The sequence below is a fragment of the Clostridium sp. YIM B02551 genome (assembly GCF_022324735.1).
GTDB lineage: Bacteria > Bacillota > Clostridia > Clostridiales > Clostridiaceae > Clostridium_T > Clostridium_T paridis.
Genome location: NZ_JAKGTF010000003.1, coordinates 239,415 through 255,701, shown reverse-complemented (window position 1 = coordinate 255,701; position 16,287 = coordinate 239,415). Strand labels below are relative to the sequence as shown.

Sequence of the window (16,287 nt, the reverse complement as noted above, 5' to 3'; positions counted from 1 at the left end):
GCTATGTGAATAGTAAGTTGTTTTTAGGACAAACTAATTTTATATAATCAAGGTTATATATGAAAGGAATCAATAATTTGAGAGAACTGGTAATTGGTTACTTAATTGCTATAAATATTTTAGGATTTTTTATAGTATATAAGGATAAAAATGCGGCAAGAAAACATAAATGGAGAACAAAAGAAAAAACTTTATTTCTATTTGCCTTATTAGGTGGAAGTATTGGAGTTTTTCTTGGAATGCAAGTGTTTAGACACAAAACAAAACACTTAAAATTTGTTATTGGAGTGCCAATAATTATTCTATTTCAACTAATACTGTACTTGATTTTTTTACTAAGTTGAAATATAGTAATAAAGGTGCGTTAATTAAAGCGTATAAATTTAGTTATAATTGCTTAGTGTGAATAGAAAAATAGACTAAGGATTTAAATATTATTTAGGAGTGGATAAAATGGGGAATTACATTTTTGCTGCAACAGCTGTATTCCAAATTTTTGTATTTAGTATAACTGCGTATTATCTGATAATATCGTTATTTGGATTTTTTAGAAAAAGAGAAAATAAAAATTATGAAGCAAACAGAAAGTATGCCTTAATCGTTGCCGCTCATAATGAAGAAGTGGTAATAGGAAATTTATTAGAGAGTTTAAAGAAACTTGATTATCCTAAAGAGTTATATGATATTTTTGTTATTGCAGATAACTGTACTGACAAGACAGCACAAATATCAAGAAAACACGGAGTTAAGGTTTTTGAGAGAAATGACAAGGAAAAAAGAGGTAAAGGTTACGCTCTTGAATGGATGTTTGCAAAATTATATAAGATGGAAGAACAATATGATGCAATCTCAGTATTTGATGCAGATAACGTAATTGCAAAAGATTTCTTGAAAGAAATTAATGCAAAAATGAATGATGGGTATAAAGTTGTTCAAGGTTATCTAGACTCTAAGAACCCTGAAGATTCATGGATTGCATCAGCATATTCAATTGCTTTCTGGTCACAAAATAGACTTTATCAATTAGCAAGAACAAACCTTGGATTGTCAAATCAAATAGGTGGAACTGGTTTTGCAATAGATGTAGAAATGTTAAAGAAGCTTGGTTGGGGAGCAACCTGCTTAACAGAAGATTTAGAATTCAGCTGCAAACTTATTTTAAATGGAGAGAGAGTAGGCTGGGCACATGATGCAATAATTTATGATGAAAAGCCTTTAACTTTAAAGCAGTCATGGGTACAACGTAGAAGATGGATGCAGGGCTTTGCGGATGTAGCTTCAAGATTTTTCTTTAAGCTTCTTAAAAAAGCTGTTAAGGATAGGGATATTAGAGCTTTCGATTGCGCGTTGTATGTAGTTCAACCCTTTACAGTATTATTACTTGGTATATCAGCTTTAATAACCTTTATACAAGTAAATACTACAGGAGTGCATTTATATTCAATAAGTTATCTTTTTAGTGATTGGGGATGGAAGGGGTTTGTAATTGTACAATTCTTAATTACTCCATATGTAATACTTAAGGATAAGAAGATAACTAATAGTTTATTCGTATTGTTTGCATTATATTCATTGAACTCATTTGTTTATCCACTTTTATTAGGAGATATTCAAAACATATATATTATAACTGGAACTCATGCACTTTATACATTAACATTTTTACTTTTAGCTTATGTATTTTTCGGTAAAAAAGGATTCTTTATTTTCTTTAGATATCTTTTATATGCTATATACACATTAACTTGGATACCAATAACTATTCAAGGAATCTTAAGAAAAAATAATAAGGAATGGAATCATACAAAGCACGTTAGACAAATAGGCATATATGATGTGTAAATAGTTTGCTTAATATATAATTGATGAGAGAAAACACTATAAAATAATATTTAAGTGACTCGAAAGATGAAATATTGCTATCCGTAGTAATTAAGAGCTTTTGAGTCACTTTATTGTTTTTCAATTAATAACTAACGGAACACATGTTTGACAAATGTAGAAAGTTTATGTATATTTTTTTAATGATATAGGAAAGTATATACGATATATATAATGTATTAAAAAACTTATAGTAATTCTTCTATAAGGCTTTGAGTAATGGAGGAAAATATGATAGAAGAAAAAAATAACCAAAGTTATGATGTAAATTCATTAACTTCACTTGAAAAGTTAGAACCAGTAAGAGTAAGACCAGGGATGTATATAGGTTCTACTGGAAGTAAGGGACTTCACCATTGTGTGTGGGAAATATTAGATAATGCAATAGATGAAATTTCAAATGGATTTGGAGATAAAGCTACAGTTATATTAAATAAAGATAAAAGTGTTACAATAATTGATAATGGAAGAGGGGTTCCAACAGGAATACACCCAATAAAGAAAAAATCTGGTGTGGAAATGGTATTTACTGAATTACATACAGGAGGTAAGTTTGATAATGCTAATTATAAGACCTCTGGTGGACTACATGGAGTAGGTGCTGCAGTAGTAAATGCACTTTCAAAATGGCTTGAAGTTGAGGTTTCTCAAAATGGAAAAGTATATGTTCAAAGATTTGAATATGCTTTTGATAAAGAACTTAAAAAAGATATGCCAGGTACGGCTGTTTCAGCTCTTCAAGTTAAAGGCAAAACAGAAGTTACTGGTACCAAAGTTACATTTATGCCAGATTCAGATGTTTTTTCAACAACAGATTTTAAGGTTGATATTATAGATGAAAGATTACAGGAGTTAGCATTCCAAAACAAGGGTATTAAACTTGAACTAAGGGATGAAAGAAAAGAAGAGGTTATAGTAAAAGAGTATTATTCAGAGAGAGGACTTCTTGATTTTATAGAGTACTTAAATGAAAGTAAAACCCCTCTTCATCCAGAAGCAATACTTTTTGAAGGTGAGAGAAGTGTTCAAGGCATAAATATGTATGGTGAGGTATGTATACAATTCACAGATTCAACAACTGAATATATTGCAAGTTATGTAAATAATATTCCTACAACAGAAGCTGGAACTCACGAAACTGGATTTAAAACTGGAATGACAAGAGCTTTTAAGGAATGGGCAAAGAAATTGAATTTAATAAAAGAAAAAGACAAGGAATTTGAAGGCGATGACTTAAGAGAAGGAATGACAGCTATTGTTAGGATTAAAATAACAAATCCTGTTTTTGAGGGACAAACTAAAACAAAACTTGGCAATAATGAAGCTTATACAATGATGAATGATTTAGCATACACTAAGCTTTCAGAATGGATAGAAGACAATAAGACTTTAGCAACTAGTATAATAAGTAATGCTTTAGATGCGGCAGCAAGAAGAGAAAAGATCAAAAAAATTAATGAAGCAGAAAAGAAAAAAATAGGAAAAGGCACAGCTCCATTAGCTGGTAAAATTGCAGTATGTACTCAAAAAGATAAAATGGTTAATGAATTTATCGTAGTTGAGGGAGATTCTGCAGGAGGATCAGCAAAACAAGCAAGAGATAGAAGATTCCAGACAATAATGCCATCTAAAGGTAAAATAATGAATACTGAAAAGCAGAAGCTAGAAAATGTATTAGCATCTGAAGAATTAAAAATGTTTAATATAGCTATAGGTACAGGGACTTTAGATAATTATAAGGAATCTGATATGAAATATGACAAAATAATTATTCTAAGTGATGCTGATGTAGATGGTTATCATATAAGAACACTATGGATGACCTACATTTATAGGTATATGAGACCACTAATAGCAAATGGCCATTTATATCTAGCACAGCCTCCTCTGTATAAGGTCTATAAGAATACTAAAAATGGAGAAGTTCATAAGTATGCTTATTCTGATTATGAATTAGAGAAAGTTAAGAAGGAAATAGGTAAAGGCTCATTAATTCAAAGATATAAAGGATTAGGTGAAATGAATCCAGAGCAATTATGGGATACTACATTAAACCCTGAAAGTAGAACCTTATTCCAAGTTACTATAGAAGATGCCGCGAAAGCAGAAAAGATGGTTTCACTACTAATGGGAGATATAGTTGAACCAAGAAAACATTATATGTATAAATATGGTGAGTTTTAAGGAGGACTAGAACATAATGGCAACAAAAAAGAAAAATGATATACCAAGAGATAACAATATTATAAGGATACCTATCGAAGAAGCCATGCCAGATAATTATCTTCCTTATGCCATAGAAGTAGCTAAAGAAAGAGCTTTACCTGATGTAAGAGATGGATTAAAACCAGTTCATAGAAGAATTTTATATGGTGCTTATTTATTAAAAGCATTCCCAGATAAACCTTATTATAAATCAGCAAGAATTGTCGGAGATATCTTAGGTAAATTTCATCCCCATGGAGATTCTTCAGTTTATGATGCTATGGTAATACTAGCGCAGGATTTTTCAACAAGAGAACCTCTTATTGATGGACATGGAAACTGGGGATCAATAGATGGAGATGGAGCAGCTGCTATGCGTTATACAGAAGCCAAACTCTCTCCAATAGCAATGGAAATGCTTCGAGATATAGAAAAAGAAGTTGTAGAGATGGTTCCTAACTATTCTGATAGTGAAATGGAGCCTAAGGTTCTTCCAGCAAGATATCCTAATCTTTTAGTTAATGGAACATTTGGAATAGCGGTTGGACTTGCTACTAATATTCCTCCACATAATTTAAGAGAAGTTATCGGTGGAACATTAGCTTATATAGATAATAATGAGATAACTACAAAAGAATTAATGAAATTTATAAAAGGGCCAGATTTACCAACCGGTGGAGTTATTATTGGAAAAGATACATTAATATCTGCATATGAAACTGGAGAAGGTAAGGTAGCGTTAAGAGCAAAAACCTCTATTGAAAAATTAGAAAATGGAAGAATGGGTATTGTAATAACCGAATTCCCATATAGAAGAAACAAAGCTAAACTACTTCAAGCAATATCAGAAATGACAGGAGATAAAAGACATGCTAAGGCATTAGAGGCCATTACAGATATTAGAGATGAATCAGATAGAACAGGAATAAGAGCTGTTATAGAACTTAAAAAATCTGCTGATGAAGATATGGCTGATAAGGTATTGAAATATTTATTCAAAAAGACAGAACTACAATGTAATGTTAGCTTTAATATGGTAGCACTAGCTAATGGAAAACCAGAAACATTAGGACTAAAGTCTATAATAAAACATTATGTTGAACATCAAAAAGATATAGTAACAAAAAGAACTAAAAGAGAACTTGAAATTGCAGAAAGAAGATTCCATATAGTAGAGGGATTTATTAAGGCAATTGATGTTCTAGATGAAGTTATTGCGACTATAAGATCTTCTAAATCTAAGAAAGATGCTGCCATAAATATAATAAATAAATTTGGATTTACTGAACTTCAAGCTGAAGCTATATTAGAACTTATGTTATATAGGCTTACAGGTCTTGAAATTAATGTATTTAAAAAAGAATATAAAGAATTAGAGAAGGAAATAAATAGATTAAAGAAGATACTTAATGAGGAAAAAGAACTTCTAAGAGTAATTAAAGAAGAACTTTCAGAAATATCTAATAAATATGGAAATGATAGAAGAACTGAAATAATTCATGATGAAAGTGAAGCAAAAATAAATATTGAAGAATTAATCGTAGTAGAGGATGTCATTGTTACTTTATCAAAAGAAGGCTTTATTAAAAGAATTCCTCTAAAGAGTTATAATAGAAGCAATTCTAATCCTGAAGATATAGAGTACAGAGAAGGAGATTCCTTAGCTTATCTTTTATCAGGTAATACTAGAGAATCAATTGAACTTTTCACTAAGAGTGGATATATGTATCAAATAAAAATTAACGATATTCCAGAAATGAAGTGGAAAGATAAAGGAATAAAAGCAGATGAGATCCTAAGAAGTCTTAACTTAGATAATGAAAAGATAGTTGGTGCATTAGTAATTAATAATTTCACACCTAATTATTCGCTTCAATTTATAACTACTAAGGGCAGTATTAAAAAGAGTACTGTAGATAAATTCATTACTGGATATACGAAACTTCAAGCTCTTAAGCTAAAAGAAGGAGATGGACTACTTAGAGTAGATCTTTTTGAAAGTGAAAGAATAGAGAGATATATAAAAATAGAAAGTGAAAATGGATTAATTTTTACTGTGAGCGAGCCAAAACTTGAAGATGCAGATAGAAATATTTATCCTCAAGCATTATGTATTTTGTCTAGTGAAGATTTTGTGAAAAATGCAACATATGTAGAAGAATATCAACCTATAGATTTTACAATTGGTCTAGATAAAAAAGGTCAAGTAAAAGTTATAAAAGAAGGAAAAATTCCAGCTTCATTGATGTCCTGTGTAACCAATTCCTTAGATGATGTATTAATCTTTACTAGTTTAGGAAAAGTAATTAAATTTAAGAGTGCTATAGTTGAGGAAATTGATTCAATCGAACTTAATAAGATAGTAAGTGGATTTGAGCAAGGTGAAGAGGTTGTTGAAATAATTTCAGTTGATGATTACTATGGAGAAGAATATATATACTTCTTTACTAAGAATGGTTTAATAAAGAAAACGTCACTTAAGGATTTTGAGGGAGATTATAACAATACTATAGGATATAAATTGAAAACTTCAAGTGATAGGGTTGTATCAGTTTCAAAGATGGGAGATAACCCCAATATTTTGATTGTAACTAAAAAAGCAATGGGAATATTATTTGAAGGTTCTAGTGTAAGCGTAATGGGCAAAGTAGCTTCTGGAGTTACAGGAATCTCATTAAAAGAAGAAGATGAAGTTATTATGGGCAAATGTTTACAAACTTTAATTGTAAATGGAGAGAAATGTGGCTATAATTATCTTAAAAAGGTAATAATTATATCTAAGAAAAAAGAGAAACGAGAAATTGTCTTAGAAGACATTAAGCTTCAAAATAGAGCAGGTAGGGGAAGTAATCTTATGATTGTTGTATTTGAGGACTTTGTTAAGGAGGTCAATTTCAAGTAGAGGGGTGATCTTAATGAAAAAAGCAATGATACTGTTAGCTGAAGGATTTGAAGAAATTGAAGCATTAACGGTGGTTGATGTATTAAGAAGAGCTGATGTAGTTTGTGATATGGTTGCACTTGGAGATACTGAAGTAACAGGTTCTCATGGTATTGTAGTCAAATGTGACAGAAGTATTGTGGATGGGGAGTTAAATCAATATGATGGAATTATTTTGCCAGGAGGTCAACCAGGTTCTGATAACTTAAGAGCAGATGTAAGAGTTATAGAGTTGGTTAAAGACTATTTTGCAACTGGTAAATTGGTTGCAGCAATATGTGCAGCGCCAATAGTTCTTGCAAAGGCTGGAATTTTAAGTGGTAGATCAAGCACTTGTTATCCAGGTTATGAAGGGCAATTAGATCATAATAATGCAATACCTAAAGACGATTTAGTAGTAATTGATGAAAATATAATAACTAGTAGAGGACCAGCTACAGCTTTAGAATTTTCTTATGAAATACTAAAATATTTTGAAGAAAATGAAAAGGCAGCTTCCCTTAGAGAAGGAATGCTATATAATAAATTATTTTAGAATTGAAATTTATATTTTATGGGATTTAAAATGAGGAAATAACCTTGTTTTAAATCTCTTTTTATTTAAAAGATTATTTAAAGATGGTAAAATATAAGGTAAATTACTTTCTTAGGAGAATAGATCATGGAAAAAATTATTCTAAATAATGGAGTTAGAGTTTTATATAGAAAAGTAGATGGAGAAATGACATCATTTTGTATAGGGTTTGAAGCGGGGGCTAATAGTGAAGAAGGTTTCAATAAGGGAGTAGCTCATGCACTAGAGCATATGGTTTTTAAAGGGACTAAGACTAGAAGTGAAAAAGAGATTAATGCTGAGTTAGATGAGGTTTTTGCATTTAATAATGCAATGACTAATTATCCATATGTAATTTATTATGGCACATGCTCTAGCTATGATTTTGTGAAAGGATTCAGATTGTTTTCAGATATAATAAATAATCCTTCATTTAGTGAAGTTGGTTTTAGTGAAGAGATAAGTGTTATACTACAAGAAGCTAATGAATGGAAAGAAGATTTCTCTCAATATTGTGAAGATGAATTGTTTACTAATTCATATAAGGAAAGAAGAATAAATGAAACAATAATAGGCAATGAAAAATCAATTAAATCAATATCAATAAAAGAGCTAAAAGATTTTTATAACACACATTATGTAGCTGAGAATTGTGTAATTACCATTGTTTCATCTTTAGAAAAACATGAAATATTAGAGGAGCTTAAAAACTTTAATATAAACGAGAAAAGATATAATAGAGTTAAGATTCCAACTGAGAAAAATAGAATCGGACGTTATGAAAAAGAAGTAAGTGGATTTAGTGGTGCTAAAATTCAATATATTTTTGATATAGAAGAGCTTAATGAACTAGAAACAGAGGCCTTAAGATTATATTCTATGCTGCTGGGAGAAGGGGTAAGCTCGTTGTTATTCGAAGAGATAAGAAATGCAAAAGGTTATGCGTATGATATTTCGACTGAATTTAAAAATGAAAAAGGAATAAGGCTTCTTGCGATAAATACATCAACTTCAAAAGAGAAGATTAGTAACACTATAGAGAGTATAGATTTTATATTAAAAGAATCCATTGAAAAGGTGGGAAATTTAACTAATGAGGAATTGGACGTTTTAATTAAAAGGCTTGTATTAAAAAGAGATTTTTGGCTTGAAAGAGGAGTAGAGCTTGCTAAGTATGTTACTACAAATGAAATAATGTATAATAAAGGAATTGAATGCTTAAATTATAAAGATATTTTGAATAGTATTGATGTTCAATTAATTTATCAAACTGCAAAGAAGGTAATTAGTGAACCGTCTATTCAAATATTGAAATAAGGAGAAATAATGAACGATAAGTGGACAATGAGAAGCTCTTCAGAAAAGAAGAATTTTCTTTATGAGCAATTAGAAATACCAGAATATATAGGTACCATTCTTGAAAATAGAGGAATAAGTACTAAGGATCAAGCAAATGAATTTTTATATGGGGAATTAAAGGATCTTCATGATGGAATTCTTATGAAAGATATGGATAAGGGCGTGCAATTAATTAAAGAAGCAATTATAAAAAAAGTTCCTATACTCGTATATGGTGATTATGATTGTGATGGGGTAAGTTCCACTTATGTATTGCTAAGTGGGTTAAAAGCATGTGGTGCAATAGTTTCATATCATATTCCTCACAGAGAAAATGAAGGATATGGAATGAATTTAGATAGAATAAAGAAACTTCATGAGGAAGGATATGAATTTATTATTACATGCGATAATGGTATATCTGCATATGAAGAAATTGATTGTGCGAAAAGTCTAGGAATGACAGTAGTAGTGACAGATCATCACGATGTACCTTTCATAGAAAATTCACAAGGGATAAATGAGGAAAAGCTTCCGCCAGCTGATGCAATTATAAATCCTAAACAGAAGGAGTGTAGATATCCTTTCAAAGTTCTATGTGGAGCAGGTATCGCATATAAATTTATTTGTTCTCTAGCTATGGAATTAGGAATTGAGTCAAAGAAAATGGATTATTTAATAGAAGTTGTAACTATAGCCACAGTTTGTGACGTAGTGGATTTGCTAGGAGAAAATAGAATTATAGTTAAGGAAGGTCTTAAAAAATTAAATAAAACAGATAATTTAGGATTAAAAGCGTTAATTGAAGCTAATAATTTAAAGGATAAAAATATAAATGAATATCATTTGGGATTTATACTAGGCCCCTGCATAAATGCTACTGGAAGATTAGAAACTGCAGATGTGGCATTAGAGTTATTAATGTGTAAAGATGAAGTGGAGGCAAGTGAATTAGCTAAAAGATTGCTAGAGTTAAATAGAGAAAGACAAGAGATGACAAGTGAAAGCTTAGAGAAGGTAATCGATAAAATTAAAAATGGAGGGTATGAGAATGATAAAGTTATGCTCATATATGAACCGTCTATTCATGAAAGCCTTGCAGGAATAGTAGCAGGAAGAGTTAGAGAGAAATATAATGTTCCAGCTATAATAATGACTTCTGGAAAAGATATGCCTAAGGGGTCAGGAAGAAGCATAGAAAAATACGATATGTATAAGGAACTATCTAAGTGTAAAGAGATAATTTCAAAATTTGGGGGTCACCCAATGGCAGCTGGGCTTTCTATTAAAGAAGAAAATCTACCACTTCTTAGAGAAAAATTATTAGAGAATTGCAAATTAACAGAGGAGGACTTAGTTCCTGAAATTAAAATAGATACAAAATTATCATTTGAAAAAATAAGTTTTGAAATTATAGAAGAGCTAGAGGAACTAGCTCCATTTGGAAAAGGAAATCCTAAACCTCTTTTTGGAGAAAAGGGTATTTTTATTAAGCGAATTTGGTTTATTGGTGCAGATAAAAATTCAATTAGAGTAAGTTTTAGTTTTGGTAATAACAAAAATATTTCCGGAATAGCATTTAATATTGGAGAAGAGTTTAGAGAAATGCTATTTGGAAAATATGGAAAAGAAAAAGCTATAGAAATTGAAGAGAGTAGTTTTTGTAATATTAAATGTGCAGTGGTATATTATCCAAGTATTAATGAATACAAGGATAATAGATCAATTCAAATTAAAATTGAGTCTATAAAATTAATGTAGAGTTTAACCTATACAAGAAAAATATATATGAATATCTTTTGTTATAAAGTCATAAGCAAAAATATAATATAATGTAGGTTTAGTTAGTCAAAGGGAGATGATTTTTTGTATAAGATAATTATGACGGGTGGAGGAACAGCTGGCCATGTAACTCCGAATCTTGCATTGGTACCAAAACTTAAACAAAAAGGTTTTGAGATAAAGTATATTGGTAGTAAAGATGGAATTGAAAAGGAGATAATTGAGAAGGAAAAAATACAATATTATTCAATTAGTTCTGGTAAATTGAGAAGATATTTTGATTTTAAAAACTTTTCAGATCCTTTCAAAGTAGCTAAAGGATTGTTTGAAGCATTAAAAATATTATCTAAAGAAAAACCTAATGTAGTATTTTCTAAGGGTGGATTTGTTGCTGTTCCAGTTGTAATGGCAGCAACTATAAAAAAGATTCCTGTTGTTGCACATGAGTCCGATATTACACCAGGACTTGCTAATAAATTAAGTGCTCCATTTTGTAATAAACTATGTGTTACATTTCCAGAAAGCTTAAATTATGTGAAAAATAATAAGGGGGTACTTACAGGTTCTCCCATAAGAGACGATATTATAAATGGAGATATTGTTAAAGGAAAGAATATTGCTGGATTTAAGACCAATAAACCTATAATTTTGGTAATGGGTGGAAGTTTAGGATCTAAAGTTATTAATGATGCACTAAGAGAAAAATTAGATGAATTATTAAAAGAGTTCAATATTATTCATATATGTGGTAAAGGAAACTTTGATAAGTCATTAGATAAAATTGAAGGTTATGCTCAATTTGAGTATGTATCTAATGAACTATCACACCTAATGAAAAGCTCAGATTATGTAGTTTCAAGAGCTGGCTCTAACTCCATATTTGAATTTTTATCACTTCAAAAACCTATGTTATTAATACCTCTATCAAAGAAAGCTAGTAGGGGAGATCAAATCTTAAATGCTAATTCTTTTAAAAAAGAGGGATTTTGCTTAGTGCTTGAAGAGGAAAACTTAAATAAAGATACTCTTTTTGAATCCATACAGAGGTTGAAAAAAGAGGGAACTGTTCTAAAGAATGCTATGAGAAAGAGCAGCATGAGCAATGGTGTAGAGGCAATAATAAATGTAATTATGGATAATATGAAAAAGTAATTGAAAGGCAAATTAGCTAATTTGTCTAAAAATTGAGAAAATTTAAAGAAAAACGAGTATTCCTTTAAAAATATGAAATAAAGTTAAATTATTGAGCAATTTGTAGAAATTTAGGCAGAAGGTTGGTAAAATGAAGCTAGACTAGTATAAACGCTTAATATTTCTTTTAATATGAAACTTGCAAAATATTTTCCATGATATATAATTAGTATTGTGAGTTTCCATGTGGGAAATAAGCTTAAACAAACGAATTGTTAATTATTTAACAAAACGAGGTGCTTTATATGAAAAAAGTGAGTATCATTTATTGGAGTAATGGCGGAAATGTTGAAGTTTTAGCCAATGCTATTACTGAAGGTGCTAAAGAAGCAGGAGCAGAGGTGTTGATAAAACATGTTGCAGATGCAAAAATTTCTGATATAACAGAAGCAGATAGCGTAGCTTTAGGTAGTCCTTCTATGGATAACAACAGAATAGAGCAAAAGGAAATGGAACCTTTTGTAAATGAATTTAAGTTATTACCTAACGGTAATAAGAAACTTGTTTTATTTGGTTCATATGGATGGGATAACGGCGCATTTATGCAAGAATGGTCTAACAGAATGAAAGACTATGACTTTGATGTTATCGGAGAACTTGCTGTGAAAGAATCACCAGATCAAGATGAATTAGATTTAGCAAAGGAATTCGGTAGAAAACTTGCCGAATAGAAAAAAGTTTTTTCTATGAATCTAAAAAATAATTTTAGAATCATAATAAAATAAATCATTTTACCATTTAGAAAGAGGGGTCAACAAAATGAGAAAAATGAAAACTATGGATGGTAATACTGCAGCAGCTCATATATCTTATGCATTTACTGAAGTTACTGCAATATATCCAATTACACCATCATCACCAATGGCAGAACATGTTGATGAATGGGTAGCTCAAGGAAGAAAGAACATATTTGGACAACCTGTAAGAGTTATGGAAATGCAATCAGAGGCTGGAGCAGCTGGAGCAGTTCATGGTTCATTACAAGCTGGAGCATTAACAACTACTTATACTGCATCACAAGGTTTATTATTAATGATACCTAATATGTATAAGATTGCTGGAGAAATGTTACCAGGAGTTTTACATGTATCAGCTAGAGCATTAGCTACATCTTCATTAAACATATTCGGTGATCACCAAGATGTTATGGCTGCAAGACAAACTGGTTTTGCAATGTTAGCTGAAGGCTCAGTACAAGAAGTTATGGATTTAGCAGCAGTAGCTCATTTAACTGCTATTAAAACAAGAATTCCATTCTTAAACTTCTTCGATGGTTTCAGAACTTCTCATGAAATTCAAAAAATTGAAGTTTTAGAATATGATGAATTAGCTAAGTTAGTTGACTGGGATGCTATAAAAGCATTTAGAGAAAGAGCATTAAATCCAAATCACCCAGTAACTAGAGGAACAGCTCAAAATGCAGATATCTACTTCCAAGAAAGAGAATCTGTTAATAAATTTTATACTGAATTACCAGAAACAGTTGAAAGCTACATGGCTGAAATCACTAAATTAACTGGTAGAGAATATCACTGCTTCGATTACTATGGTGCACCAGATGCAGATAGAATAATAGTTGCTATGGGTTCTGCTACAGACGTATGTGAAGAAACTGTAGATTACTTAAATGCAAACGGACAAAAAGTCGGTGTTGTAAAAGTAAGATTATTTAGACCATTCTCTATTGAAAGATTATTAAAAGCTATCCCATCTACTGTTAAGAAGATAGCTGTATTAGATAGAACAAAAGAACCAGGATCTGCTGGTGAACCATTATACTTAGATGTAAGAAATGCATTCTTTGGACAAGCTGATGCTCCATTAGTTGTAGGAGGAAGATTCGGTTTAGGTTCAAAAGATCCAAATCCAGGACATATTGCTGCAGTTTATGCTAATTTAGCACAAGATGCACCTAAAAATGGATTTACAATTGGAATCGTTGATGATGTTACAAACACTTCATTAGAAGTTACTCAAGATATAGATGCTACTCCAGCTGGAACCACAGCTTGTAAGTTCTGGGGATTAGGATCAGATGGTACTGTTGGAGCAAACAAGAGTGCAATCAAAATTATTGGAGACCATACAGACATGTATGCTCAAGGATACTTCTTCTATGATTCAAAGAAATCAGGTGGAATTACAGTATCTCACTTAAGATTTGGTAAGAAAGCTATTAAATCACCATATTTAATAAACAAAGCTGACTTTGTTTCATGTTCTAACCAATCTTATGTTCATAAGTACAATGTACTTGATGGATTAAAACCAGGTTCAACTTTCTTACTAAACACTATCTGGACTCCAGAAGAGTTAGAAGAAAAATTACCTGCATCATATAAGAGATTTATTGCTAACAACAACATTAAGTTCTATACTTTAAATGCTGTAGGAATAGCTCAAGAAATAGGTCTTGGTGGAAGAATCAACATGATAATGCAATCAGCTTTCTTCAAGCTAGCTAACATTATCCCAGTTGAAGATGCAGTTAAATACCTAAAAGATGCTGTTGTAACTTCTTATGGTAAGAAGGGTGAAAAAGTTGTTAACATGAACAACGCAGCTATCGATAGAGGTATCGAATCAATGGTAGAAATTAAGATACCAGAAGCTTGGAAAACAGCTGTAGATGAAGAAGTTGTTGATTCTAAAAAGAAATCAGACTTCGTTAAGAATATAGTTATACCAATGAACAGATTAGAAGGAGATTCACTTCCAGTTTCAACATTTGTAGGAATGGAAGATGGTACATTCGAACAAGGTACTGCAGCTTTCGAAAAGAGAGGAATAGCAGTAAATGTTCCTGAATGGCAAGCTGATAAATGTATCCAATGTAATCAATGTTCATTTGTATGTCCTCATGCTGTAATAAGACCATTCTTATTAACAGATGCTGAAAAAGCAGCAGCACCAGAAGGATTAAAATTAGTTCCAGCTAAGGCATTAAAGACAGAAGAACCACTAAGCTACACTATGGCAGTAAGTCCATTAGATTGTTCAGGTTGTGGAAACTGTGCTCAAGTATGTCCAGCTCCAGGAAAAGCATTAATCATGAAACCACAAGAATCTCAACATGTTGAGCTTCCAAACTGGGATTATGTAACTGAAAAGGTAGCTCCAAAAGCTAACCCAATGAATAAATTAACATTAAAAGGTAGCCAATTTGAACAACCATTACTTGAGTTCTCAGGTGCTTGTGCAGGTTGTGGAGAGACTCCATATGCTAAGCTTATAACTCAATTATTTGGTGATAGAATGATGATATCTAATGCTACAGGATGTTCTTCAATTTGGGGAGGATCTGCTCCTTCAACTCCTTATACTGTTAACCATAAAGGACAAGGTCCAGCATGGGCAAATTCATTATTCGAAGATAATGCTGAATATGGATTAGGTATGTTCTTAGGAGTTAAGGCTATAAGAGATAGAATAGCTGAAAGAGCTCAAGCTGCAATAGCTGCAGGAGATCCAGCAAAAGCTGAATTACAAGATTGGTTAGATAATATGAACGAAGGTGCTGGAACAAGAGATAGAGCTGAAATATTAATTGCTGCTCTAGAAAAATCTGGTACTGAAGCTGCTAAAGAAATATTAGCTGAAAAAGACTACTTCGTTAAGAGATCTCAATGGATCTTCGGAGGAGACGGATGGGCATACGATATCGGATACGGTGGAGTTGACCACGTACTTGCTTCAGGAGAAGATGTAAATATATTTGTATTTGATACAGAAGTTTACTCAAACACAGGTGGACAATCTTCAAAATCTACACCAACTGCTGCAATAGCTAAATTTGCTGCAAGTGGTAAGAAGACTAAGAAGAAAGACCTTGGAATGATGGCTATGACATATGGTTATGTATATGTAGCTCAAGTTAACATGGGAGCTGATAAGAACCAAGTTCTTAAAGCTATTGCTGAAGCAGAAGCTTATAAGGGACCATCATTAATCATAGGTTATGCACCATGTATCAACCATGGATTAAAAATAGGAATGGGTAACAGCCAAGAAGAAGCTAAGAGAGCAACTGCTTGTGGATACTGGTCAATGTACAGATACAATCCATTAGTAAAAGAACAAGGAAAGAACCCATTCACATTAGATTCTAAAGAACCAACAGCAGACTTTAAAGAATTCTTAATGGGAGAAGTTAGATACTCTTCACTTGCTAAGGCATTCCCAGAAGCTGCAGATGCATTATTTGAAAAGACTTACAAAGATGCAATGGAAAGATTAGAAGGTTACAAGAAATTAGCTAACCAATAATCATAAGTAAATTAAAAGAGATGGATTTATTCCATCTCTTTTTTTTTGTTAACTTTATTATAAAAAATAAGCACATTAAGGTAAAATTTAGGTTATAATGACCAAAAATTCGTTAATGCAAATTAAATTA

The 16,287-nt window shown here is 31.4% G+C and carries 10 protein-coding genes; all 10 read left to right on the top strand.

Going from position 1 to position 16,287, the window contains the following annotated elements; all coding sequences use genetic code 11:
- Window positions 1-59 precede the first annotated feature (59 nt).
- The 10 genes from L1S47_RS05395 to nifJ all read left to right on the top strand — a co-directional run bounded on the left by L1S47_RS05395 (window position 60) and on the right by nifJ (window position 16,157).
- Window positions 60-344, top strand: coding sequence for a DUF1294 domain-containing protein (locus tag L1S47_RS05395; RefSeq protein ID WP_238882444.1), 285 nt, complete (start codon window positions 60-62; stop codon window positions 342-344).
- A 109-nt stretch (window positions 345-453) separates the two neighbouring features.
- Entirely contained in the window at window positions 454-1,842 is a 1,389-nt protein-coding gene (locus L1S47_RS05390) for a glycosyltransferase family 2 protein (protein ID WP_238882443.1), read from the top strand.
- A gap of 273 nt (window positions 1,843-2,115) precedes the next feature.
- Window positions 2,116-4,065 (top strand): DNA topoisomerase IV subunit B, encoded by a 1,950-nt coding sequence (locus L1S47_RS05385; protein WP_238882507.1) that lies wholly within the window; start codon window positions 2,116-2,118, stop codon window positions 4,063-4,065.
- 16 nt (window positions 4,066-4,081) lie between these two features.
- Complete coding sequence (locus tag L1S47_RS05380; RefSeq protein ID WP_238882442.1) at window positions 4,082-6,988, top strand: DNA topoisomerase IV subunit A; 2,907 nt, start codon at window positions 4,082-4,084, stop codon at window positions 6,986-6,988.
- Window positions 6,989-7,001: 13 nt separating this feature from the next.
- Window positions 7,002-7,562, top strand: coding sequence for a DJ-1 family glyoxalase III (locus tag L1S47_RS05375; protein WP_238882441.1), 561 nt, complete (start codon window positions 7,002-7,004; stop codon window positions 7,560-7,562).
- A 126-nt stretch (window positions 7,563-7,688) separates the two neighbouring features.
- On the top strand, window positions 7,689-8,897 hold the full coding sequence (locus L1S47_RS05370; RefSeq protein ID WP_238882440.1) for a pitrilysin family protein: 1,209 nt from the start codon (window positions 7,689-7,691) through the stop codon (window positions 8,895-8,897).
- 9 nt (window positions 8,898-8,906) lie between these two features.
- Window positions 8,907-10,679 (top strand): single-stranded-DNA-specific exonuclease RecJ, encoded by a 1,773-nt coding sequence (recJ, locus tag L1S47_RS05365; protein WP_238882439.1) that lies wholly within the window; start codon window positions 8,907-8,909, stop codon window positions 10,677-10,679.
- A 120-nt stretch (window positions 10,680-10,799) separates the two neighbouring features.
- Complete coding sequence (locus L1S47_RS05360) at window positions 10,800-11,852, top strand: undecaprenyldiphospho-muramoylpentapeptide beta-N-acetylglucosaminyltransferase (protein ID WP_238882506.1); 1,053 nt, start codon at window positions 10,800-10,802, stop codon at window positions 11,850-11,852.
- Between the two features lie 284 nt (window positions 11,853-12,136).
- Entirely contained in the window at window positions 12,137-12,562 is a 426-nt protein-coding gene (locus L1S47_RS05355) for a flavodoxin (RefSeq protein ID WP_202767861.1), read from the top strand.
- A gap of 88 nt (window positions 12,563-12,650) precedes the next feature.
- The gene (gene nifJ, locus L1S47_RS05350; RefSeq protein ID WP_238882438.1) at window positions 12,651-16,157 is read left to right on the top strand and encodes a pyruvate:ferredoxin (flavodoxin) oxidoreductase; all 3,507 of its coding nucleotides are present in this window, start codon (window positions 12,651-12,653) and stop codon (window positions 16,155-16,157) included.
- Window positions 16,158-16,287: the final 130 nt, after the last annotated feature.

Excerpts from the sequence above, each read along its gene's own strand:
- L1S47_RS05380 (WP_238882442.1), top strand. The coding sequence starts at position 4,082 with ATGGCAACAAAAAAGAAAAATGATATACCAAGAGATAACAATATTATA.
- L1S47_RS05370 (WP_238882440.1), top strand. The coding sequence starts at position 7,689 with ATGGAAAAAATTATTCTAAATAATGGAGTTAGAGTTTTATATAGAAAA.
- L1S47_RS05395 (WP_238882444.1), top strand. The coding sequence starts at position 60 with ATGAAAGGAATCAATAATTTGAGAGAACTGGTAATTGGTTACTTAATT.
- recJ (WP_238882439.1), top strand. The coding sequence starts at position 8,907 with ATGAACGATAAGTGGACAATGAGAAGCTCTTCAGAAAAGAAGAATTTT.
- L1S47_RS05375 (WP_238882441.1), top strand. The coding sequence starts at position 7,002 with ATGAAAAAAGCAATGATACTGTTAGCTGAAGGATTTGAAGAAATTGAA.
- L1S47_RS05355 (WP_202767861.1), top strand. The coding sequence starts at position 12,137 with ATGAAAAAAGTGAGTATCATTTATTGGAGTAATGGCGGAAATGTTGAA.
- L1S47_RS05390 (WP_238882443.1), top strand. The coding sequence starts at position 454 with ATGGGGAATTACATTTTTGCTGCAACAGCTGTATTCCAAATTTTTGTA.
- nifJ (WP_238882438.1), top strand. The coding sequence starts at position 12,651 with ATGAGAAAAATGAAAACTATGGATGGTAATACTGCAGCAGCTCATATA.
- L1S47_RS05360 (WP_238882506.1), top strand. The coding sequence starts at position 10,800 with ATGACGGGTGGAGGAACAGCTGGCCATGTAACTCCGAATCTTGCATTG.